22 protein-coding genes are annotated in these 20022 nt (G+C 68.2%); 21 read left to right on the top strand and 1 reads right to left on the bottom strand.

The genetic code is table 11. From position 1 onward, the window contains the following. The first annotated feature begins 3 nt into the window (after positions 1 to 3). From BUE30_RS15605 to BUE30_RS15515, 20 genes are all read left to right on the top strand, one after another. Positions 4 to 261, top strand: coding sequence for a DUF5337 family protein (locus BUE30_RS15605; protein ID WP_073333399.1), 258 nt, complete (start codon positions 4 to 6; stop codon positions 259 to 261). Positions 262 to 266: 5 nt separating this feature from the next. Continuing rightward, complete coding sequence (gene nuoF, locus BUE30_RS15600) at positions 267 to 1559, top strand: NADH-quinone oxidoreductase subunit NuoF (protein WP_073333395.1); 1293 nt, start codon at positions 267 to 269, stop codon at positions 1557 to 1559. Beyond that, positions 1556 to 1870 (top strand): hypothetical protein, encoded by a 315-nt coding sequence (locus BUE30_RS15595; protein ID WP_073333389.1) that lies wholly within the window; start codon positions 1556 to 1558, stop codon positions 1868 to 1870. Before nuoF ends, BUE30_RS15595 begins: the two co-directional genes overlap by 4 nt. Before the next feature lie 6 nt (positions 1871 to 1876). Then, positions 1877 to 2335 (top strand): DUF3291 domain-containing protein, encoded by a 459-nt coding sequence (locus BUE30_RS15590; protein ID WP_073333386.1) that lies wholly within the window; start codon positions 1877 to 1879, stop codon positions 2333 to 2335. Between the two features lie 147 nt (positions 2336 to 2482). Then, positions 2483 to 2893, top strand: coding sequence for a DUF5333 domain-containing protein (locus BUE30_RS15585; protein ID WP_073333381.1), 411 nt, complete (start codon positions 2483 to 2485; stop codon positions 2891 to 2893). A gap of 60 nt (positions 2894 to 2953) precedes the next feature. Continuing rightward, positions 2954 to 3211 (top strand): putative antibiotic biosynthesis monooxygenase, encoded by a 258-nt coding sequence (locus BUE30_RS15580; protein WP_073333376.1) that lies wholly within the window; start codon positions 2954 to 2956, stop codon positions 3209 to 3211. A 120-nt stretch (positions 3212 to 3331) separates the two neighbouring features. Next, complete coding sequence (nuoG, locus tag BUE30_RS15575; RefSeq protein ID WP_073333372.1) at positions 3332 to 5353, top strand: NADH-quinone oxidoreductase subunit NuoG; 2022 nt, start codon at positions 3332 to 3334, stop codon at positions 5351 to 5353. Between the two features lie 8 nt (positions 5354 to 5361). Next, positions 5362 to 5748, top strand: a complete 387-nt coding sequence (locus BUE30_RS15570) for a hypothetical protein (protein WP_073333369.1) — start codon at positions 5362 to 5364, stop codon at positions 5746 to 5748. Positions 5749 to 5784: 36 nt separating this feature from the next. Continuing rightward, the gene (nuoH, locus tag BUE30_RS15565; protein ID WP_073333364.1) at positions 5785 to 6822 is read left to right on the top strand and encodes an NADH-quinone oxidoreductase subunit NuoH; all 1038 of its coding nucleotides are present in this window, start codon (positions 5785 to 5787) and stop codon (positions 6820 to 6822) included. Between the two features lie 43 nt (positions 6823 to 6865). Next, positions 6866 to 7360 (top strand): NADH-quinone oxidoreductase subunit NuoI, encoded by a 495-nt coding sequence (gene nuoI / locus BUE30_RS15560; RefSeq protein ID WP_073333361.1) that lies wholly within the window; start codon positions 6866 to 6868, stop codon positions 7358 to 7360. Between the two features lie 5 nt (positions 7361 to 7365). Beyond that, complete coding sequence (locus BUE30_RS15555) at positions 7366 to 7758, top strand: carboxymuconolactone decarboxylase family protein (RefSeq protein WP_073333356.1); 393 nt, start codon at positions 7366 to 7368, stop codon at positions 7756 to 7758. Between the two features lie 34 nt (positions 7759 to 7792). Continuing rightward, the gene (locus tag BUE30_RS15550) at positions 7793 to 8401 is read left to right on the top strand and encodes an NADH-quinone oxidoreductase subunit J (protein ID WP_073333351.1); all 609 of its coding nucleotides are present in this window, start codon (positions 7793 to 7795) and stop codon (positions 8399 to 8401) included. A 112-nt stretch (positions 8402 to 8513) separates the two neighbouring features. After that, the gene (nuoK, locus tag BUE30_RS15545; protein WP_073333347.1) at positions 8514 to 8819 is read left to right on the top strand and encodes an NADH-quinone oxidoreductase subunit NuoK; all 306 of its coding nucleotides are present in this window, start codon (positions 8514 to 8516) and stop codon (positions 8817 to 8819) included. A 4-nt stretch (positions 8820 to 8823) separates the two neighbouring features. Further along, entirely contained in the window at positions 8824 to 8991 is a 168-nt protein-coding gene (locus BUE30_RS17865; protein WP_170865658.1) for a hypothetical protein, read from the top strand. A gap of 9 nt (positions 8992 to 9000) precedes the next feature. Next, positions 9001 to 11154 carry an NADH-quinone oxidoreductase subunit L gene (gene nuoL, locus BUE30_RS15540; RefSeq protein ID WP_073333343.1) on the top strand — a complete coding sequence of 718 codons (2154 nt, stop codon included), beginning with the start codon at positions 9001 to 9003 and terminating at the stop codon, positions 11152 to 11154. Beyond that, positions 11154 to 12752 carry an NADH-quinone oxidoreductase subunit M gene (locus BUE30_RS15535; protein WP_073333340.1) on the top strand — a complete coding sequence of 533 codons (1599 nt, stop codon included), beginning with the start codon at positions 11154 to 11156 and terminating at the stop codon, positions 12750 to 12752. Before nuoL ends, BUE30_RS15535 begins: the two co-directional genes overlap by 1 nt. A 6-nt stretch (positions 12753 to 12758) precedes the next feature. Further along, on the top strand, positions 12759 to 14216 hold the full coding sequence (nuoN, locus tag BUE30_RS15530) for an NADH-quinone oxidoreductase subunit NuoN (protein ID WP_073333337.1): 1458 nt from the start codon (positions 12759 to 12761) through the stop codon (positions 14214 to 14216). Beyond that, positions 14206 to 14973 (top strand): biotin--[acetyl-CoA-carboxylase] ligase, encoded by a 768-nt coding sequence (locus BUE30_RS15525; RefSeq protein ID WP_280157213.1) that lies wholly within the window; start codon positions 14206 to 14208, stop codon positions 14971 to 14973. Before nuoN ends, BUE30_RS15525 begins: the two co-directional genes overlap by 11 nt. A 1-nt stretch (position 14974) precedes the next feature. Beyond that, on the top strand, positions 14975 to 15748 hold the full coding sequence (locus tag BUE30_RS15520) for a type III pantothenate kinase (RefSeq protein ID WP_073333334.1): 774 nt from the start codon (positions 14975 to 14977) through the stop codon (positions 15746 to 15748). Continuing rightward, the gene (locus tag BUE30_RS15515) at positions 15745 to 17412 is read left to right on the top strand and encodes a ribonuclease J (protein WP_073333329.1); all 1668 of its coding nucleotides are present in this window, start codon (positions 15745 to 15747) and stop codon (positions 17410 to 17412) included. Before BUE30_RS15520 ends, BUE30_RS15515 begins: the two co-directional genes overlap by 4 nt. 82 nt (positions 17413 to 17494) lie before the next feature. On the opposite strand, the gene mepK is transcribed toward BUE30_RS15515, so the two are convergent. Then, positions 17495 to 18067: a peptidoglycan L,D-endopeptidase MepK gene (gene mepK, locus BUE30_RS15510; protein WP_073333324.1), complete on the bottom strand. Its 573-nt coding sequence runs from the start codon at positions 18065 to 18067 to the stop codon at positions 17495 to 17497. 330 nt (positions 18068 to 18397) lie between these two features. Between mepK and BUE30_RS15505 the strand changes: the two genes are divergently transcribed. Further along, entirely contained in the window at positions 18398 to 19993 is a 1596-nt protein-coding gene (locus tag BUE30_RS15505; protein WP_073333319.1) for a L,D-transpeptidase family protein, read from the top strand. Positions 19994 to 20022 lie beyond the last annotated feature (29 nt).

The following is a 20022-nucleotide window of genomic DNA, read 5'->3' as shown; positions in this document are numbered from 1 at the left end:
CGCATGACGGACCCCCAAGATCCGGCCGCCCGCGCGCGGGCCGCTGCGGGGCGGCGCGCCGCGCTGCTTCTTGCCGGCACCGGCCTCGGCTGGCTGGCGCTGAACGTGATCGGCGGGATCCTGTCCTGGCCGCCCCGCCTCCTGGGGCTGGTCGATCTTTTCGCCCTCGCGGGGTTTGGCCTCGCGCTGTGGATGACGTATCAGGTCTGGCGCGCGGGACGCGCGGGCAGGCCCAAGCCGGGCAGACCGGACGAGAGGTAAGAGCGATGCTTCAGGATCAGGACCGGATCTTCACCAACCTCTACGGGATGCACGACCGCTCCCTTGCCGGCGCCAAGAAGCGCGGGCTGTGGGACGACACGGCCGGGCTGATTGGCAAGGGCCGCGACTGGATCATCGAGGAGATGAAGGCGTCGGGCCTGCGCGGCCGCGGCGGCGCGGGCTTCCCCACCGGCCTCAAGTGGTCCTTCATGCCGAAGGAGAGCGACGGCCGCCCCGCCTACCTCGTGGTGAATGCCGACGAATCCGAGCCCGGCACCTGCAAGGACCGCGAGATCATGCGCCACGATCCGCACACGCTGATCGAGGGCTGCCTGATCGCGTCCTTCGCGATGAACGCGCATGCCTGCTACATCTACATCCGCGGCGAATACATCCGCGAGAAGGAAGCGCTGCAGCGCGCCATCGACGAGGCCTATGACGATGGCCTGCTGGGCCGGAACGCCGCCGGGTCCGGCTGGGATTTCGACCTCTACCTGCATCACGGCGCGGGCGCCTATATCTGCGGCGAGGAGACCGCGCTGCTCGAGAGCCTCGAGGGCAAGAAGGGCATGCCCCGGATGAAGCCGCCCTTCCCGGCGGGGGCGGGCCTCTACGGCTGCCCGACCACGGTGAACAACGTCGAATCGATCGCCGTCGCGCCGACGATCCTGCGCCGCGGGGCGGGCTGGTTCAGCGGCTTCGGCCGGCAGAACAACGCGGGCACCAAGGTCTTCGCCATCTCGGGCCACGTGAACAATCCCTGCGTGGTCGAGGAATCGATGAGCATCCCGTTCGAGGAGCTGATCGAGAAGCATTGCGGCGGCATCCGGGGCGGCTGGGACAACCTGCTCGCCGTGATCCCCGGCGGCTCTTCCGTCCCCTGCGTGCGGGGCGAGAAGATGAAGGACGCCGTGATGGATTTCGACTACCTGCGCGGGGATCTGGGCTCGGGCCTCGGCACCGCGGCGGTGATCGTGATGGATCGCAGCGTCGACATCATCAAGGCGATCTGGCGCCTGTCGAAGTTCTACAAGCACGAGAGCTGCGGCCAGTGCACGCCCTGCCGCGAGGGCACCGGCTGGATGATGCGGGTCATGGACCGGCTGGTTAAGGGACAGGCGAGCGTCGAGGAGATCGACATGCTCTTCGACGTGACCAAGCAGGTCGAGGGGCACACGATCTGCGCCCTCGGCGACGCCGCCGCCTGGCCGATCCAGGGTCTCATCCGCAACTTCCGCGACGAGATCGAGGACCGCATCCGCCGCCAGGGCGGCGGCGCGGCGATCGCGGCGGAATGAGCCTCCGGGCGGCTGCGCTGGTCCTGGCCGCGCTGCCGCTCGCGGCCTGCCTCGAGGCGCCGAGGGAGGCGGAGGGCGGTCCCGCGGCGCCACGGGACCGGCCGGATGTCCGCCTCTTGGAGACCCCGGTCGGGCCGCGCGTCTTCGCCGTCGGGCCGACGGTCGGCGAGGCCGCGATCCGGACCCTGTCCTTCTGCGGCATCGTTCCCGACACGACTCCCATCGACATCCTCTCGGAGACCGGCGAGGCGGTCGAGGGTTCGCTCGGCGTCTGGAGCTTCGCGCCGCCACCGGGCTGCGGGCCGGGCTGACCGGCGGTGCATCTGGCGGAGTTCAATCGCGGCATCCTGCGCCATGACTGGGACGATCCCCGGCTGGCGGAATTCACGGACAACCTCGACCGGGTGAACGCGGTCGCCGCCCGGTCACGCGGCTTCGTCTGGATGATGCCGCCCGACCAGATGGAGGCGGCGCAGACCGATCCCGGCAGCCCGCTCGGCCCCGATCCGCGACTCGCCTCGACCCTGTCGGTCTGGACCGATGCCCGGGCGCTGCACGATTTCGCCTTCCGTTCGGTTCATCGCCGTTTCTTCGACCGGCGCGACGCGTGGTTCGCGCCGCAGCCCGGTCCCCGGCTCGTTCTCTGGCACGTGCCCGAAGGGCACCGGCCGGACGCGGCGGAGGCGGCGGACCGGATGGCGCGCCTCGCCCGGGACGGGGCCAGCGACCGGGCCTTCGGCTGGGACTGGCTGCGCGCGCGCGGCGAGATCGACTGACCGTCCCGGCCGCTTTCCGCCTCTGACATCGGTGTGACCGGCGCTGCTATTGCCTGACAGGGCCCCGAGGGCTTTGGTTCGGGCATGAGCCGGCGATCCTCGGGCAGGGGATGCAAGCCGGCCGCAACGGACCAGCAGAGGTGTCCCATGTCGTTCCGAATCGCGCTTCGCGCGCTCGCCTTTCTCTCGATTCCCGCGCTCTTCGCGGCCTCGACCGCCGCGCGGTCAGAGCTGCGGAACGAGCGCAGCATCACCGAGGGACTGATCGCCACCGCCATCGCCTACGAGATCGGCGACAAGTGCGACGATCTCAGCGCCCGCATGGTGCGGGGCGTGCAGTATCTGTGGGCGCTGAAGGCCGAGGCCGAGCGGCTGGGCTATACCGAGGAACAGATCCAGGCCTTCATGGACAACGATACCGAGAAGGACCGGCTCGAGGCCATCGCCCGCCAGCGGCTGCGCGATCTCGGCGGGGTCGAGGGCGACTGGGCCACCTATTGCGCCGTCGGCCGCGAGCAGATCGCGGCTGACACCCCGATCGGCCGGCTTCTGCGCTGATCGTCCGAACCGATCCGCCGGTCCGGTGTTTCTGTTCCGGACCGGCAAAGGGGCAGACGGATGAGCAGATCGGAACGGTGGCTGCGGCTGGCCGGCATATGGCTGACGGTCTATCCGAGCGTCGCCCTGATGAGCTACCTGCTGGAATGGCTGGACGTGGACTGGCCGCTCTGGGCCGAGATCCTGCTGACCACCGCGATCACCGTCCCGCTGATCTCGTGGGTGTCGGTGCCGCTGATCGAGAGGATCCTGGCCCGGCGCCGGAACGAGAGCCGGGCCGAACTCAAGCGCGACGAGGCCCGCGACATCCGCGACTGATCGCGCGCGCAGGGGTGAGGCGCGCCGCGCTGGAATCCCGCCGCGAGCCGCGCTAGAACGCGCTCGAACGCGAGCGGCGCCCATCCCCCGGCGCCAGGCCCAAGGCAGAGGCGCATCCCCATGTCGGATCTGAAGAAAGTCGTCATCGACGGTCAGGAAATCGAGGTTCCGGGCGCGATGACCCTGATCCAGGCCTGCGAGGAGGCGGGGATCGAGATTCCCCGCTTCTGCTACCACGAGCGTCTCTCCATCGCCGGCAATTGCCGGATGTGCCTCGTCGAGGTGGTGGGCGGCCCGCCCAAGCCCGCCGCCTCCTGCGCGATGCAGGTCAAGGACCTGCGCCCCGGCAAGGACGGCGCCCCGCCGCAGGTCAAGACGAACTCGCCGATGGTCAAGAAGGCCCGCGAGGGGGTGATGGAGTTCCTGCTCATCAACCATCCGCTCGACTGCCCGATCTGCGACCAGGGCGGCGAATGCGACCTGCAGGACCAGGCGATGGCCTACGGCGTCGACTTCTCGCGCTACCGCGAGCCGAAGCGGGCCGTGGATGACCTGAATCTCGGCCCGCTGGTCGAAACCCACATGACGCGCTGCATCTCGTGCACCCGCTGCGTGCGCTTCACGACCGAGGTCGCGGGCATCAGCCAGATGGGCCAGACCGGCCGGGGCGAGGATGCCGAGATCACGTCCTACCTGGGCGAGACGCTGCATTCCAACCTGCAGGGCAACATCATCGACCTCTGCCCCGTCGGGGCGCTGGTGTCCAAGCCCTATGCCTTCACCGCCCGCCCGTGGGAGCTGACGAAGACCGAGTCGGTCGACGTGATGGACGCGCTGGGATCGAACATCCGTGTGGACACCAAGGGCCGCGAGGTCATGCGCATCCTGCCGCGCAACCATGACGGCGTGAACGAGGAGTGGATCTCGGACAAGACGCGCTTCGTCTTCGACGGGCTGCGCCGCCAGCGCCTCGACAAGCCCTATATCCGCGAGAACGGCAAGCTGCGCCCGGCGAGCTGGGGCGAGGCGCTCAGCCTCGCCGCCGAGAGGATGAAGGGCGCGACGAAGGTCGCGGGCCTGGTCGGGGATCTCGCCTCGGTCGAATCGGCCTATTCGCTCAAGACACTGGTCGAGGGGATCGGCGGCGTCGTCGAGTGCCGCACCGACGGGGCGAAGCTACCGGCCGGGAACCGCTCGGGCTATGTCGGCACGGCCCGGGTCGAGGATCTCGGCCATGCCGGCGGCATCCTCCTCGTCGGGACGAATCCCGCGGCGGAGGCGCCGGTCCTGAACGCCCGCATCCGCAAGGCCTGGCTGCACGGCGCGACCGTCGGCGTGATCGGCGAGGATGCCGAACTGACCTACGACTACGCCCATCTCGGCACCGGAACGGCGGCGCTGGCCGACCTGCGCAAGGCCGATCCCGAGGAGGCGAAGGCGCATGCCAGCGTCGTCGTCGTCGGGATGGGCGCGCTGACGGGCGCGAACGGCGCGGCCGTCCTGGCCGAGGCGATGGCCCATGCCGAGGCGACGGACTCGCGGCTTCTGGTCCTGCATACCGCCGCCGGCCGGGTCGGGGCGATGGATGTCGGCGCGGTGACGGAGGGCGGGATCGACGCCGCGCTGGACGGTGCCGACGTGGTCTACAACCTCGGCGCCGACGAGATCGACATGCCCGAGGGCGCCTTCGTCATCTACCAGGGCTCGCACGGCGACCGCGGCGCGCACCGCGCCGACGTGATCCTTCCCGCCGCCGCCTGGACCGAGGAGAACGGGCTCTTCGTCAACACCGAGGGGCGCCCGCAGCTGGCGCTGCGCGCCGGCTTCGCCCCGGGCGAGGCCAAGGAGAACTGGTCGATCCTGCGCGCCCTTTCGCCGCAGGTCGGGCAGCAGCTGCCCTGGGACAGCATGGCCCAGCTGCGGCAGAAGCTGGTGGCGGACGTGCCGCACCTCGCCCGCGTGGACGAGGTGATCGAGAACGAGTGGCGGGCCGAGCCGACGGGCGAGATGGGGCAGGGCGAGTTCGCATCGACGATCCGCGACTTCTACCTGTCGAACCCGATCGCCCGCGCCTCCGCCCTGATGGGCGAGCTGTCCGCGAACGCGGCGGGGCGCTCGAGCACCCGGCTCGCCGCCGAATAAGCGCCCGCGTGCCGCGCCTGGCCCTGATCGCGCTCGCCGCCCTCGCGGCGGCGGGCTGCGCGCCGAGCGTCCCGCAGGGCGACGGCGCCCGCCGGTTCGCCGGGGTCGAGACCCGGCTTCTGGACGGCGATCTGGTCAGTTTCCTCGTCGAGGTCGAGAACCCGCGCAGCCGCGAGGATCTGGACGATTACGCGCGCTGCGCGGCGGCGCAGTACACCCTGATCCGCGGTTATTCCTTTGCCCGCCACGTCCGCACTTTGGTCGAGCCGGGGACTGGAATCTGGCGCGCGGATGCTGTTTACACCATCTCGCCGGACCTGCCTCGGGGGGTCCGGACGATCGACGCCGAAGTGACCGTCGCGAACTGCGCACTGAACGGAATACCATCGGTCTGAAGCCCGGCCCGGACAGGGCGGCCAAGGGGACGACGCATGTATCAATTCTTCACCGACAATGCGTTCGGCATCGTTCTGCTCACCATCGGGCAGTGCCTGCTGATCCTAGTCCCGCTGCTGGTCGCGCTGGCCTTCCTGCTCTACGCCGACCGCAAGGTCTGGGCGGCGGTCCAGCTGCGCCGCGGCCCCAACGTCGTCGGCACGTTCGGCCTGCTGCAGAGCTTTGCGGACTTCCTAAAGTACATCGTGAAGGAAGTGGTCGTGCCGGCCGGCGCCGACCGGTTCGTCTTCTTCCTCGCGCCCGTCCTGTCCTTCACCCTCGCCGTGATCGCCTGGGCGGCGATCCCCTTCGACGAGGGCTGGGTCCTGGCCGACATCAACGTCGCCATCCTCTACATCTTCGCCGTCTCCTCGCTCGAGGTCTACGGCGTGATCATGGGCGGCTGGGCGTCGAACTCGAAGTATCCGTTCCTCGGAAGCCTTCGTTCCGCCGCGCAGATGATCTCGTACGAAGTGTCGATCGGCCTGATCATCGTCGGCGTCATCATCTCGACAGGCTCGCTGAACCTGACGCATATCGTTCTGGCGCAGGATACCGGCTGGGGGATCCTCGGCTGGTACTGGCTGCCGCATTTCCCGATGCTGTTCCTCTTCTTCATCAGCGCCCTGGCCGAGACGAACCGCCCGCCCTTCGACCTGCCGGAAGCGGAATCGGAACTCGTCGCGGGCTACCAGGTGGAATATTCCTCGACGCCCTTCCTGCTCTTCATGATCGGCGAATACGTCGCCATGGTCCTGATGTGCGCGCTGGTGTCGCTGCTGTTCCTCGGCGGCTGGCTGTCGCCGATCCCCGGCCTGCCCGACGGCATCCTGTGGATGGTGCTGAAGATCCTGTTCTGCTTCTTCATCTTCGCGATGGTGAAGGCGATCGTGCCGCGCTTCCGCTACGACCAGCTCATGCGCCTCGGGTGGAAGGTCTTCCTCCCGATGTCACTGGCCTGGGTCGTGCTGGTCGCCTTCCTCGCCAAGTTCGAGGTGCTGGGCAGCTTCTGGGCCCGCTGGGCGGGGGCGTGATGCGCCCCGCCGACGCCCCTTTCCCCGTTTCCGGAGGTTCGCAATGAGCCAGATCGACTACGGCCGCGCCGCGAAGTACTTCCTGCTCCAGGACATCTTCACCGGCTTTAAGCTCGGCCTGAAATACTTCGCCAAGCCCAAGGCGACGCTGAATTACCCGCATGAGAAGGGACCGCTCTCCCCCCGGTTCCGGGGCGAGCACGCGCTGCGCCGCTATCCCAACGGCGAGGAGCGGTGCATCGCCTGCAAGCTGTGCGAGGCGATCTGCCCCGCCCAGGCGATCACCATCGACGCCGAGCCGCGCGCCGACGGCAGCCGGCGCACGACGCGCTACGACATCGACATGACGAAGTGCATCTATTGCGGCTTCTGCCAGGAGGCCTGCCCGGTCGACGCCATCGTCGAGGGGCCGAACTTCGAGTTCTCGACCGAGACGCGCGAGGAGCTCTACTACGACAAGGCCAAGCTTCTCGAGAACGGCGAGCGCTGGGAGGCGGAGATCGCCCGCAACCTCGAACTCGACGCGCCCTACCGGTAACGGCGATGAGCGATCAGAACCCCTTCGCGGCGATGATGAAGGCGACCCAGGACTGGGCCCGCGCGATGAATCCCGCGCTGGAGAACTTCACGCCGAAGGGGTTCGAGGCGCTCTGGCCCACCATGCCCAAGGAGGTCATGGAGACCTTCATGGGCAAGACCTTCAACCCCGAGGGGCTGGACAGCAGGACCAAGTTGCTGCTGACCCTGCAGGGCCTGACTATCCTCGGCGCCCAGGCCGAGAGCCAGATCCGCCTGACCGTCCGCCACGCCCGAGAGGCCGGCGCGACGAAGCAGGAGATCGCCGAGACGATCGGCCTCGCCGGAATGTTCGGCGGCGTGCCGGCCATGACCAAGGCGATGGAGATCGCCACCGACGCGATGGAGGGGGCCGAGTGACCCGCGCCATCACCACCACCAAAGGGGAGGCGAAATGACCGTCGCCGTCGTCACCTTCTATCTCTTCGCCGTCACCCTTCTGGGCGGCGCGCTGATGACCGTGCTGGCCCGCAACCCGGTCCATTCGGTGCTCTGGCTGATCCTGTCCTTCCTCTCCGCGGCGGGTCTCTTCGTCCTGCTGGGGGCGGAGTTCATCGCGATGCTGCTGATGATCGTCTATGTCGGCGCGGTCGCGGTGCTGTTCCTCTTCGTCGTGATGATGCTCGACATCGACTTCGCCGCGCTGAAGGCCGAGATGGCGAAATACGTGCCGCTCGCGCTGCTGATCGGGATCATCATCCTGATGCAGCTCGGTCTCGCGCTGGGGGTCTGGGGCACGTCCGAGGGCTTCGAGGAGCGGCTGGTCGCGCCGATCCTCCTCGACCAGCCGAACACGCAGCTGCTCGGCCTGCTGATCTACGACCGCTACTTCCTGCTGTTCCAGCTGGCGGGCCTCGTCCTGCTGGTCGCGATGATCGGGGCGATCGTGCTGACCCTGCGCCACCGCCAGGACGTGAAGCGGCAGGATCCGATCACGCAGATGATGCGCGATCCGGCCAAGGCGATGAAGGTGCACGACGTGAAGCCGGGGCAGGGGCTCTGAGAGGGTTTCCCCCGCCCGGTGGTCAGGCTATCGGGCGGGAAACGGACGAACGCGCGGGCCCACCCGCCGCAAGCGAACGAGGCGGAGCAAGCCGCCCGGGGGACGAGAGACGATGATCGGACTGGAACACTACCTCACCGTGGCCGCGGCCCTCTTCGTGATCGGCATCTTCGGGCTGTTCCTGAACCGCAAGAACATCATCATCCTGCTGATGTCGATCGAGCTGATCCTGCTGTCGGTCAACATCAACCTCGTCGCCTTCTCCTCCTACCACCTCGACATGGTCGGGCAGGTCTTCACGCTCTTCGTGCTGACGGTCGCGGCGGCCGAGGCCGCCATCGGCCTCGCCATCCTGGTCTGCTTCTTCCGGACCAAGGGCTCGATCGACGTCGAGGACGTCAACGTGATGCGGGGCTGAGGAGATGAGCGACGTTTCCGCCGATACCGCTTCCCTTGCCGGGCAGGTCGAGATGATCTCGGCCGAACTCGGCATGTCGACGATCGGATCCCTGCCGGCGCTTCCCGTCGCCCACGGTCCGTTCGCCGCCCCCTTCCTCTCCTTCGTCGCCGCCGGGCACGTGATCGGTTAAGGACACGCCATGACCACGATCATCCTCTTCGCGCCCCTGATCGGCGCCCTCATCTGCGGCTTCACCTGGCGCTGGATCGGCGAGGCGGCCGCCACCTGGATCGCGACAGGCATCCTGTTCCTCGTGGCGCTGCTGTCCTGGACCGTCTTCCTGACGCTCGGCGACGAGACGCTGCATATCGAGATCATGCGCTGGGTCTCGTCGGGCTCTCTCGACACCTACTGGGCGATCCGGCTCGACCGACTTACGGCGATCATGCTGATCGTGATCACCACCGTCTCGGCGCTGGTTCACCTTTATTCGCAGGGCTACATGGCCCATGACGACAATTTCCGCGACGGCGAGAGCTACAGGCCCCGCTTCTTCGCCTACCTGTCGTTCTTCACCTTCGCGATGCTGATGCTCGTGACGGCGGACAACCTGATCCAGATGTTCTTCGGGTGGGAAGGCGTGGGCGTCGCGTCGTACCTCCTGATCGGTTTCTACTTCCGCAAGCCGAGCGCCAACGCCGCCGCGATCAAGGCCTTCGTCGTGAACCGGGTCGGCGATTTCGGCTTCGCGCTCGGGATCTTCGCGCTGTTCTTCCTCACCGACAGCGTCCAGTTCGACGTGATCTTCGCCGAGGCGCCGCGCCTGGCGAACACGCAGATCGCTTTCCTCTGGGCCGAGTTCAACGCCGCCGAGCTGGCTGCCGTGCTGCTCTTCATCGGCGCGATGGGCAAGTCGGCGCAGCTGCTGCTGCACACCTGGCTGCCCGACGCGATGGAGGGGCCGACCCCCGTCTCGGCGCTGATCCACGCCGCGACCATGGTCACGGCGGGCGTGTTCCTCGTCTGCCGGATGTCGCCGGTGATCGAGTTCGCGCCGGCGGCAAAGGACTTCATCGTCATCATCGGCGCGACCACGGCCTTCTTCGCCGCGACGGTCGGCCTCGTGCAGACCGACATCAAGCGCGTGATCGCCTATTCGACCTGCTCGCAGCTCGGCTACATGTTCGTCGCCGCCGGCTCGGGCGTCTATTCGGTCGCGATGTTCCACCTCTTCACGCATGCCTTCTTCAAGGCGATGCTGTTCCTCGGCGCCGGCTCGGTCATCCACGGGATGCATCACGAGCAGGACATGCGGAACTACGGCGGCCTGCGGAAAAAGATGCCCTGGACGTTCTGGGCGATGATGATCGGCACGCTGGCGATCACCGGCGTCGGCATCCCGCTGACCCATATCGGCTTCGCCGGCTTCCTGTCGAAGGACGCGGTGATCGAGAGCGCCTGGGCCGGCGGATCGGGCTATGCCTTCTGGCTGCTCGTCGTCGCCGCCTGCTTCACCAGCTTCTATTCCTGGCGCCTGATGTTCCTGACCTTCTTCGGCGAGCCGCGCGGCGACCGGCACACGCACGAGCATGCGCATGAGAGCCCGCTCGTCATGACCGCTCCGCTCGGCGTTCTGTCGCTCGGCGCGGTCTTCGCCGGGATGATCTGGTACGGCGTCTTCTTCGGCGAGAGCGAGCGCGTCGCCTCCTTCTTCGACATCCCGGCGGCCGAAAGCGCCGAGGCGCACGAGGAAGGCGAGAGCGATCACGGCGAGGGCGTCGGCGCCGCCGCCGAGGAGCTGGCCGAGGGCGATGCCGAGGGCGCGGCCGCGGCGATCACGGAATCGACCGAGGACGATCCCGCGGGCGAGGGACATCACTTCGCCTTCGGGGGCGCACCGGGTGACGGCGCGATCTACATCGCCCCCGACAACCACGTCATCGACGACGCGCATGCCGCCCCGATCTGGGTCAAGGTCTCGCCCTTCGTGGCGATGCTGCTCGGCCTCGTGACCGCCTGGCTGTTCTACATCCGGGACACGTCGCTGCCCGGCCGCCTGGCCACGGCGCAGGCGCCGCTCTACCGCTTCCTGCTGAACAAGTGGTACTTCGACGAGTTCTACAACTGGCTCTTCGTGCACCCGGCCGGCGTCATCGGACGGTTCTTCTGGCGGCGGGGCGACGGCGACGTGATCGACGGCTCGATCAACGGTGTCGCGATGGGGATCATCCCCGCCCTGACCCGCGCCGCGAACCGGGCGCAGTCCGGCTACATCTTCCACTACGCCTTCGCGATGGTGATCGGGATTGCCCTCATCATCACCTGGCTCACGCTGTCCGGGGGTGCGAACTGATGGGCAATATCCTCTCGCTCACGACGTTCATCCCGCTGGTCGGGGCGGTCATCCTCGCCCTGTTCCTGCGCGGCGACGACGAGGCGGCCCGCCGCAACGCCAAGTGGGTGGCGCTCGCCACGACGGCCTTCACCTTCGTGGTGTCGCTGTTCATCCTGTTCGGCTTCGACGCCTCGGCTCCCGGCTTCCAGTTCGTCGAGGACAGGGAATGGCTGCTCGGCCTGCACTACAAGATGGGCGTCGACGGCATCAGCGTGCTCTTCGTCATGCTGACGACCTTCCTCATGCCGCTCGTCATCGCCGCCTGCTGGGAGGTGGAGACGAGGGTCAAGGAATACATGATCGCGTTCCTCGTGCTGGAAACGCTGATGCTGGGCGTGTTCTGCGCGCTCGACCTGTTCCTGTTCTACCTCTTCTTCGAGGCGGGCCTGATCCCGATGTTCCTGATCATCGGCATCTGGGGCGGCAAGGACCGGATCTACGCGGCGTTCAAGTTCTTCCTCTACACCTTCCTCGGCTCGGTGCTGATGCTGGTGGCGATGGTCGCGATGTACGTCCAGGCGGGCACGTCCGACATCGTGCAGCTGCTCGAGTTCCAGTTCTCCTCCGCGCCGATGACGGTGCTCGGCCTCAACGTGCTGGGCGGGATGCAGACGCTGCTCTGGCTCGCCTTCTTTGCCAGTTTTGCGGTGAAGATGCCGATGTGGCCCGTCCATACCTGGCTGCCGGACGCGCACGTCCAGGCGCCCACCGCCGGGTCGGTCGTGCTGGCCGCGATCCTGCTGAAGATGGGGGGCTACGGCTTCCTGCGCTTCTCGCTGCCGATGTTCCCCGTGGGGTCCGAGATCCTGGGCCCGCTGGTGTTCTGGATGAGCGCGATCGCCATCGTCTACACCTCGCTCGTCGCGCTGGTGCAGGAGGACATGAAGAAGCTGATCGCCTACTCCTCCGTCGCCCATATGGGCTACGTGACGATGGGGATCTTCGCGGCGAACCAGCAGGGCCTCGACGGCGCGATCTTCCAGATGCTCAGCCACGGCTTCATCTCGGGCGCGCTCTTCCTCTGCGTGGGCGTGATCTACGACCGGATGCATACGCGCGAGATCGACGCCTATGGCGGCCTCGTGAACCGGATGCCGTCCTACGCGATGATCTTCCTGTTCTTCACCATGGCGAATGTCGGCCTGCCGGGCACGTCCGGCTTCATCGGCGAGTTCCTGACGCTCATGGGCATCTTCCAGGTGAACACCTGGGTTGCCGCGGTCGCGACGACCGGCGTGATCCTGTCGGCGGCCTATGCGCTCTGGCTCTACCGGCGCGTCGTGATGGGCGACCTCATCAAGGAGGCGCTGAAGTCGATCCGCGACCTCACCGCGCGCGAGAAGTGGATCTTCGCGCCGCTGGTCGCGATGACGCTGATCCTCGGCGTGATGCCCTGGCTCGCCACCGACATCACCGGTCCGGCCGTCGCCAACCTCGTCGACGACGTCGAGACCGCGCGCGCCGAATTCGCCGCCACCACGCAGGTCGCCTCGGCCGAGTCCGAGCCCGCGACCGTAGCGGCCCCAGCGGCCGACGCCGAAGCCGGCGAGGAGTAAGACGACATGATCTCCAACGACCTCTCGATCCTGCTGCCCGAGATCGTGCTCTCGCTCTACGCGATGGTCGCGCTGCTGGCCGCGGTCTACACGGGCAAGGACAAGGCGGCGACGCTGCTGGTCTGGGTGACCTCGGCCCTCTTCGTGCTGCTGGCGCTGTGGATCGGCACCGGGCGCGGGGACGAGATCGCCTTCTCCGGCACCTTCGTCAACGACGGGTTCGCCCGCTTCGCCAAGGTGGTGATCCTGCTCTCGGCCGCCGCCGTCCTCTTCATGTCCGAGAACTACATGACGCGGCGCGGCCTGCTGCGCTTCGAGTACCCGGTCCTCGTCGCGTTGTCCGTGGTCGGCATGATGGTCATGGTCTCGGCCGGCGACCTGATGAGCCTCTACATGGGGCTCGAGCTCCAGTCGCTCGCGCTCTACGTCGTCGCCTCGCTGCGGCGGGACAGCCCGAAATCGACCGAAGCGGGCCTGAAATACTTCGTCCTCGGCGCGCTCTCCTCGGGACTGCTGCTCTACGGCGCGTCGCTGACCTACGGCTACGCAGGCACCACCCAGTTCGAGGGCATCATCGCGGCCACGGCGGGCGGCACGTCCCTCGGGCTGCTCTTCGGCCTCGCCTTCCTGATCGCGGGCTTCGCCTTCAAGGTCTCGGCCGCGCCGTTCCACATGTGGACGCCCGACGTCTACGAGGGTGCGCCGACGCCGGTCACCGCCTTCCTCGCCACCGCGCCCAAGGTCGCGGCGATGGGCCTCTTCGCCCGGGTCGTGTTCGACGCCTTCGGCGGGGTCGTCGGCGACTGGCGCCAGATCGTCGCCTTCCTGTCGGTCGTGTCGATGTTCTGGGGCGGCGTCGCCGCGATCGGCCAGCGCGACATCAAGCGGCTGATGGCCTATTCCTCGATCGCCCATATGGGCTACGCGCTGATGGGCCTCGCCGCCGGCACCGCGCTCGGCGTGCAGGCGATGCTGATCTACATGGCGATCTACGTCACGATGAACATCGGCACCTTCGCCTTCATCCTGTCGATGGAGCGGGACGGTCGGCCGACGACGGACATCGCCCTGCTCAACGGGTATTCGGTGCGCGAGCCGCTCAAGGCGCTGGCGCTGCTGGTCCTGATGTTCAGCCTCGCCGGGGTGCCGCCGATGGTCGGCTTCTTCGGCAAGCTCTACGTCGTCCAGGCGGCGGTGGATGCCGGGCTCGGCTGGCTGGCCATCCTCGGCGTGATCGCCTCCGTTATCGGCGCGTTCTACTACCTGCGGATCGTGTTCTACATGTATTTCGGCGAGGAGAAGGCGACTCTCGACAGCGGCATGCCGCCGGTGCTCTGGGGCTTCCTGATGGTCTCCGCCGCGGCGATGGTGCTGGGCGTCATCAACCTCTTCGGGGTGCCTCAGGTCGCGCAGCGGGCGGCGGCGGCGCTGGTCGATCCGGTGGTCGTGGTCGTTGTCCAGTAGGGCGCCCAGGCGGCTCTGGCCCGCGGGCTACGGCCGCATAATCCTGCCCGAGGTCGACAGCACGATGGCCGAGGCCGCGCGGATCGTGCGGACCCTCGACCGGCCGACCTGGATCCTGGCCCACGAGCAGAGCGCCGCCCGCGGCCGCCGGGGCCGGGCCTGGGACAGCCCGAAGGGCAATTTCGCCGCGACCCTGATCTCGCGGCCGCAGGCGACCGCGCACGAGGCGGCGAAGCGGTCCTTCCTCGCCGCGAACGCGCTGTTCGAGTCGCTCGCCTTCTTCGTCAGCCGCGAGAGGCTGTCGCTGAAATGGCCGAACGACGTGCTGCTCGACGATTGCAAGGTCGCCGGCATCCTGCTGGAGAGCGCCGGGGGCGGACATTTCGTTGACTGGCTGGCCATCGGCATCGGGGTGAACCTGCGCAAGGCGCCGCCGCCCGAGCCGGGCGCCGCCTTCACCCCGATCAGCCTGATCGACGCGGGGGCGGACCTCGTCCTGCCCGAGGATTTCCTCACGGTCCTCGCCTCGAACATGGCGACGCAGGAGGGTAAGTGGGACACGTTCGGCTTTCCCCGCATCCGCGAGGACTGGCTGCGCCACGCCGCCCGGCTGGGCGAGGAGATCGTCGCCCGCACGGGGAAGGAAACGGTCAGGGGCCTGTTCGACACGGTCGACCAGGACGGCAACCTGATCCTGATCACCGCGCGGGGGCCACGCTCGATCCCCGCGGCCGACGTCTATTTCCCGGCGCCCTGACATGCTGCTCTGCATCGATTGCGGCAACACCAACACCGTCTTCGCGCTCTGGCGCGACGGCGCGTTCCTGTCGACCTGGCGGATCGCCACGCAGCACCAGCGGACGGCCGACGAATACTACACCTGGCTGACCCAGCTGATGGACCTGCGCGGCATCTACGGCGACATCACCGAGGTCATCATCTCGTCCACGGTGCCGCGGGTCGTGTTCAACCTGCGTGTCCTGTGCGACCGCTACTTCGAATGCCGGCCCAGCGTGGTCGGCCGGCCCGATTGCCGCCTGCCGGTCCCGCCGCGGGTGGAGGAGGGGGTGCGTCCCGGCCCGGACCGGCTGGCGAACGCGGCCGGCGCCTTCGACCGGCATGGCGGCGACGTCGTGGTCGTCGATTTCGGCACGGCCACCAATTTCGACGTGGTCGCCGAGGACGGCGCCTATGTCGGCGGGGTCATCGCCCCGGGCGTCAACCTCTCCCTCGAGGCGCTGCACCAGGGGGCGGCCGCGCTGCCCCATGTCGATGTCAGCCGCCCGCCCAAGGTGATCGGCACGAACACGGTCGGATGCATCCAATCCGGCGTCTTCTGGGGCTATATCGGTCTCGTGGACGGGATCCTGAGACGCATCCGCGACGAATACGGGCGCCCCATGCGCGCCATCGGCACCGGGGGACTCGCCCCCCTCTTCGCAACGGGCGAGACGCTCTTCGACACGATCGAGGACGACCTGACAATCCATGGCCTGACGGTCATCCAGAGATACAACAAGGACACTTCATGAGTCGCGACAGACTGATCTACCTCCCCCTCGGCGGCGCCGGGGAAATCGGCATGAACGCCTATGTCTACGGCTACGGCGCGCCCGGAAAGGAACGCCTGATCGTCGTCGATCTGGGCGTGACATTCCCGGACATGGACACCTCGCCCGGCGTCGACCTCATCATGGCCGACATGGCCTGGCTGGAGGCGAACCGGAAGCGGATCGAGGCGGTCTTCATCACCCACGCGCACGAGGACCATGTCGGCGCGGTCGGCCTGCTGTGGGATCGCCTGCGCGCGCCGATCTATGCCCGCAAGTTCACGGCCGAGATCGCCAAGCGCAAGCTCGAGGAGCAGGGCGCTCCGGTCAGCGACCTGCACGTGGTCGAGGCCTGGCCCGCGACGACCACGGTCGGCCCCTTCACCGTCGGCTTCCTGCCGATCTCGCATTCCATCCCCGAGAGCTCGGGCCTCGCCATCGACTCGCCGGCGGGCCGCGTCCTGCATACGGGCGACTTCAAGGTCGACGTGACCCCCGTGGTGGGAGAGCCCTTCGACGCGGCCCTGTGGGAGAGCGTCTCTGCCGGCGGGGTCCGAGCGCTGATGTGCGATTCGACCAATGTCTTCTCGCCGCAGCCCGGCCGGTCCGAAGCGACCCTCGCGCCCGAGATCGAGCGGCTCTACCGCGAGGCCGGCGGCATGGTGGTGGCGACGACCTTCGCCAGCAACGTCGCGCGGGTGAAGACGCTGGCCCTCGCGGCAGAGGCGGCGGGCCGCACGATCTGCCTGATGGGCCGCGCGATGCGGCGCATGACCGAGGTGGCGGAGGCGACGGGCCTTCTGACGGGGTTCCCGAAGACCGTCTCCCCCGAGGAGGCGGCCGAGATCCCGCGCCAGAACCTCGCCCTCATCGTGACCGGATCGCAGGGCGAGCGGCGGGCCGCTTCTGCCCAGCTCTCCAGCCAGACCTATTTCGGCCTTTCCCTGCAGGAGGGCGACACCTTCCTCTTCAGCTCCAAGATCATCCCCGGCAACGAGCGCGGCGTGATCCGGATCATGAACCAGCTCTCGGAAAAGGGGGTGGACGTGGTCGACGACGATGGCGGCCGCTACCACGTCTCGGGCCACGCGAACCGGCCGGACCTCGTCCAGATGCACACGCTGACGAAGCCGCAGATGATCGTCCCGATGCATGGCGAGCACCGCCACCTGCGCGAGCACGCCAAGCTGGCCGAGGAGCGGGGGATCCCGTCCATCGTGGCCACGAACGGCATGATGCTGGACCTGATGGGCGACCGGCCGAAGGTGGCGGAATACATCGATACCGGGCGGCTCTATCTCGACGGATCGGCCATGTACGGCGCGATGGACGGCGTGATCCGCGACCGGATCCGCATGGCGCTGAACGGGCAGGTGACGATCACCCTGATCCTCGACGAGAACGACGAGCCTCTGGGCGATGTCTGGTGCGAGACGATGGGCCTGCCGGAAACCGGGCGGTCCAACGCCTCGCTGGTGGAGGTGCTGGAGGCGGACCTGACGCAGTTCGTGAACCGGGCCAAGCGCGGCACGCTGCGCGACGAGGAGGGGCTCGACAAGGAGCTGCGCCGGATCGCCCGCAACACCGCGCAGGCCGAGATCGGCAAGAAGCCGGAAGTCACGGTGGTGGTCAGCCGCCTCGGCTGACCTCTCCCGCACGGGACCGCAAAGACGAAAGGGCGCCCCGGAGGGCGCCCTTTTGCGTCGGGTCGGTGGTGGCGTGGGGCGCTCAGGCGCCCCAGCTGCGCACCGCGCCGCAATCCATGTGGACGAAGTTCGAGCCGGAGTAGCGGCCGACGCCGCCGGCATTGCACGACCCGGCCGCGCGGGCGATCTGGTTGACCGAGCGGCCGTTCAGCCGCAGGTCCGCCGCCTGGCCCTGCAGGTGGAGCGAGTTGCGCGCGACGCCCGACGACGTGCGGCGCAGCATCTCGTTGGTCTGCGGGGAGCGGTAGCCGGAGAGCAGCATGTAGGGCTCGTTTCCGGCATCCAGCAGGTTGTGGGTCGCGGCGATGATGTCGATCGTGCGGGTGTCGATGTTGATCGTCTGCCCGTTGCGCCAGTCGCGCATGAAGGCGTTCACCTCGCGAATCGCTTCGCCGATGTATTCGCCCTCGATCCAGTAGATCGTGTCGATCCGTTCGCCCGTGCGGCCCGAATACATCCGGATCCGCCTGATGTCGCCGGCCCCGCGCAGGAAGCCGAAGGCGTTGGAGTAGGTGGGGGCTGCCGTCAGTGTGGTCGCGGCAAAGGCCCGAAGGAGCCCACGCCGAGTGAGGCCCGTAGAGCTGTTTTCCGTCATGTGAGCGCCTGTCCCGTCGCTTCTGTGTTCTGTCCGTCTCGTTGGACGGACCTGCCATTTTTTCCCCAGAGGCACGGACTGTATGGCACAGCCGATCCCACCGACCAACCTTCGTTTACCGAGTCGTTCCGAACAATTTCTGAATCGGCGAAACTTTGCCGTCCTGACCGGCAGGGCGGCGCTTTCATGGGCACCTGTGGCCGCGATGCCGCTGATGCGCTCCTGCCACAATCGCGGCGCCGGTCGGGCTGGACGCCGGGTCAGCCGGATCGCACACTGACCTTGTCTGCTTGTCGTTCTGCCTCCCGAACCCGGAAAGCCCCGCTGCCCATGCCGATCCGCCCCCGTTCCCTGCTCGCCGCCGCGCTGGCCTCGTTCCTCGTCGGCATGGTCCCGCCGGCCGCGACGGCGCAGCAGCCGACCCAGGTGCTTGCCTCGATCGATCCGTTCCGCGTCGCCGTGGCGGAAAGCGCGGCCCGCGACGAGGATCTCGCCGCCTTCTACCGGGGCAGGGGATTCGCTCCGGTCTGGTCCGGATCCGAGCCTGTCGCCGTGGCGCGGCGCAACGCGCTGATGACCGCCCTGACCCAGGCGCCGACCCATGGCCTGCCGGCGGCACGGTTCGACCCCGCCGCGCTGGTGACCCGGCTGCGGGCGGCGCGCGGCCCGGCCGAGCTCGGCCGGATGGAGGTGGAGCTCAGCCGCGCCTATCTCGACTACGCCCGTGCGGTGCAGTCCGGCATCCTGACCCCGCGCGAGGTCGTGCCGCTGATCCGGCGCGAGGTGCCCTATGCCGACCGGCAGGAACTGCTGGAGGACTTCATCGCGGCCGAGGCGCCGCTCGACTTCATTCGCGGTCTCGCCCCGCGCAATCCCGAATATGTCCGCCTGATGCGGGCCAAGATGCAGCTCGAGGCCGACCTGCGGACCGGCGGCTGGGGCGCGGCCGTGCCGAGCGCGGGCCTGCGCCTCGGCTCGAGCGGGCCGGCCGTGGTCGCGCTGCGCGACCGGCTGACGGCCATGGGCTGGCTCGGGCGGACCCGAACCGCGACCTACGATGCCCAGATCGAGGCCGCCGTCCGTGCCTTCCAGGACTCCGTCGGGATCGAGCCCGACGGGGTGGTGGGCGAGGGGACCCGCGCCGCGCTCAACGTCCCGCCGGAGGAGCGGCTGCAATCCGTGCTCGTCGCGATGGAACGCGAGCGCTGGATGAACTTCGAGCGGGGGGACCGCCACATCTGGGTCAACCTCACCGATTTCCACGCCCAGGTCGTCGATCATGACCGCGTCACCTTCGAGACCCGGTCGGTCATCGGGGCGGGCAGCGCCGATCGCCAGACGCCCGAATTCTCGGACGTCATGGAATACATGGAGATCAATCCCTACTGGTACGTGCCCGCCTCGATCATCCGGGGCGAATACGGCGGACGCGTGCCGGGCGGCTTCCAGGCGGTCAACAACCGTGGGCAGGTCGTGGGCGTGTCCAACGTCATGGTGAACGGGCGGGTGAACTACTCGCTCCGCCAGCCGCCTGGGCCGAACAACGCGCTCGGCCGGGTGAAGTTCATGTTCCCCAACCAGTACAACATCTACCTGCACGACACGCCCTCGCGCAGCCTCTTCGCGCGGGAGGTGCGGACCTTCAGCCATGGTTGCATCCGGCTGAACGATCCCCTCGACTTCGCCTACCACCTGCTCGAGCGGCAGGAGGACGATCCGGTCGGGTTCTTCGACGCCCGGCTGAACAGCGGCGCGAATACCCGCGTCGATCTCGTCGAGCCGCTGCCCGTCCACCTCGTCTACCGCACCGCCTTCACGGATACCGAGGGGCGCCTGCATTTCCGCAACGACGTCTACGGGCGCGACGCGCGGCTGTGGTCCGCCCTCGCCGCGGAAGGGGTGGCCCTGGGCGGCCTGTCGGGGTAGCGCGGGCCCGGCTTCGACCGGAGAACGAG

Origin of the sequence: Wenxinia saemankumensis, assembly GCF_900141735.1 — a bacterium.
GTDB lineage: Bacteria > Pseudomonadota > Alphaproteobacteria > Rhodobacterales > Rhodobacteraceae > Wenxinia > Wenxinia saemankumensis.
This window is presented reverse-complemented; position numbering and strand designations above follow the sequence as displayed.

What these genes read in the sequence shown, in the direction of transcription:
- nuoF (WP_073333395.1), top strand. Translation starts at nt 267, where the DNA reads ATGCTTCAGGATCAGGACCGGATCTTCACCAACCTCTACGGGATGCAC.
- nuoG (WP_073333372.1), top strand. Translation starts at nt 3,332, where the DNA reads ATGTCGGATCTGAAGAAAGTCGTCATCGACGGTCAGGAAATCGAGGTT.
- nuoH (WP_073333364.1), top strand. Translation starts at nt 5,785, where the DNA reads ATGTATCAATTCTTCACCGACAATGCGTTCGGCATCGTTCTGCTCACC.
- BUE30_RS17865 (WP_170865658.1), top strand. Translation starts at nt 8,824, where the DNA reads ATGAGCGACGTTTCCGCCGATACCGCTTCCCTTGCCGGGCAGGTCGAG.
- BUE30_RS15580 (WP_073333376.1), top strand. Translation starts at nt 2,954, where the DNA reads ATGAGCAGATCGGAACGGTGGCTGCGGCTGGCCGGCATATGGCTGACG.
- BUE30_RS15605 (WP_073333399.1), top strand. Translation starts at nt 4, where the DNA reads ATGACGGACCCCCAAGATCCGGCCGCCCGCGCGCGGGCCGCTGCGGGG.
- mepK (WP_073333324.1), bottom strand. Translation starts at nt 18,067, where the DNA reads ATGACGGAAAACAGCTCTACGGGCCTCACTCGGCGTGGGCTCCTTCGG.
- BUE30_RS15515 (WP_073333329.1), top strand. Translation starts at nt 15,745, where the DNA reads ATGAGTCGCGACAGACTGATCTACCTCCCCCTCGGCGGCGCCGGGGAA.
- nuoK (WP_073333347.1), top strand. Translation starts at nt 8,514, where the DNA reads ATGATCGGACTGGAACACTACCTCACCGTGGCCGCGGCCCTCTTCGTG.
- BUE30_RS15585 (WP_073333381.1), top strand. Translation starts at nt 2,483, where the DNA reads ATGTCGTTCCGAATCGCGCTTCGCGCGCTCGCCTTTCTCTCGATTCCC.
- BUE30_RS15595 (WP_073333389.1), top strand. Translation starts at nt 1,556, where the DNA reads ATGAGCCTCCGGGCGGCTGCGCTGGTCCTGGCCGCGCTGCCGCTCGCG.
- BUE30_RS15505 (WP_073333319.1), top strand. Translation starts at nt 18,398, where the DNA reads ATGCCGATCCGCCCCCGTTCCCTGCTCGCCGCCGCGCTGGCCTCGTTC.
- BUE30_RS15555 (WP_073333356.1), top strand. Translation starts at nt 7,366, where the DNA reads ATGAGCGATCAGAACCCCTTCGCGGCGATGATGAAGGCGACCCAGGAC.
- nuoN (WP_073333337.1), top strand. Translation starts at nt 12,759, where the DNA reads ATGATCTCCAACGACCTCTCGATCCTGCTGCCCGAGATCGTGCTCTCG.
- BUE30_RS15550 (WP_073333351.1), top strand. Translation starts at nt 7,793, where the DNA reads ATGACCGTCGCCGTCGTCACCTTCTATCTCTTCGCCGTCACCCTTCTG.
- nuoL (WP_073333343.1), top strand. Translation starts at nt 9,001, where the DNA reads ATGACCACGATCATCCTCTTCGCGCCCCTGATCGGCGCCCTCATCTGC.
- BUE30_RS15535 (WP_073333340.1), top strand. Translation starts at nt 11,154, where the DNA reads ATGGGCAATATCCTCTCGCTCACGACGTTCATCCCGCTGGTCGGGGCG.
- BUE30_RS15520 (WP_073333334.1), top strand. Translation starts at nt 14,975, where the DNA reads ATGCTGCTCTGCATCGATTGCGGCAACACCAACACCGTCTTCGCGCTC.
- nuoI (WP_073333361.1), top strand. Translation starts at nt 6,866, where the DNA reads ATGAGCCAGATCGACTACGGCCGCGCCGCGAAGTACTTCCTGCTCCAG.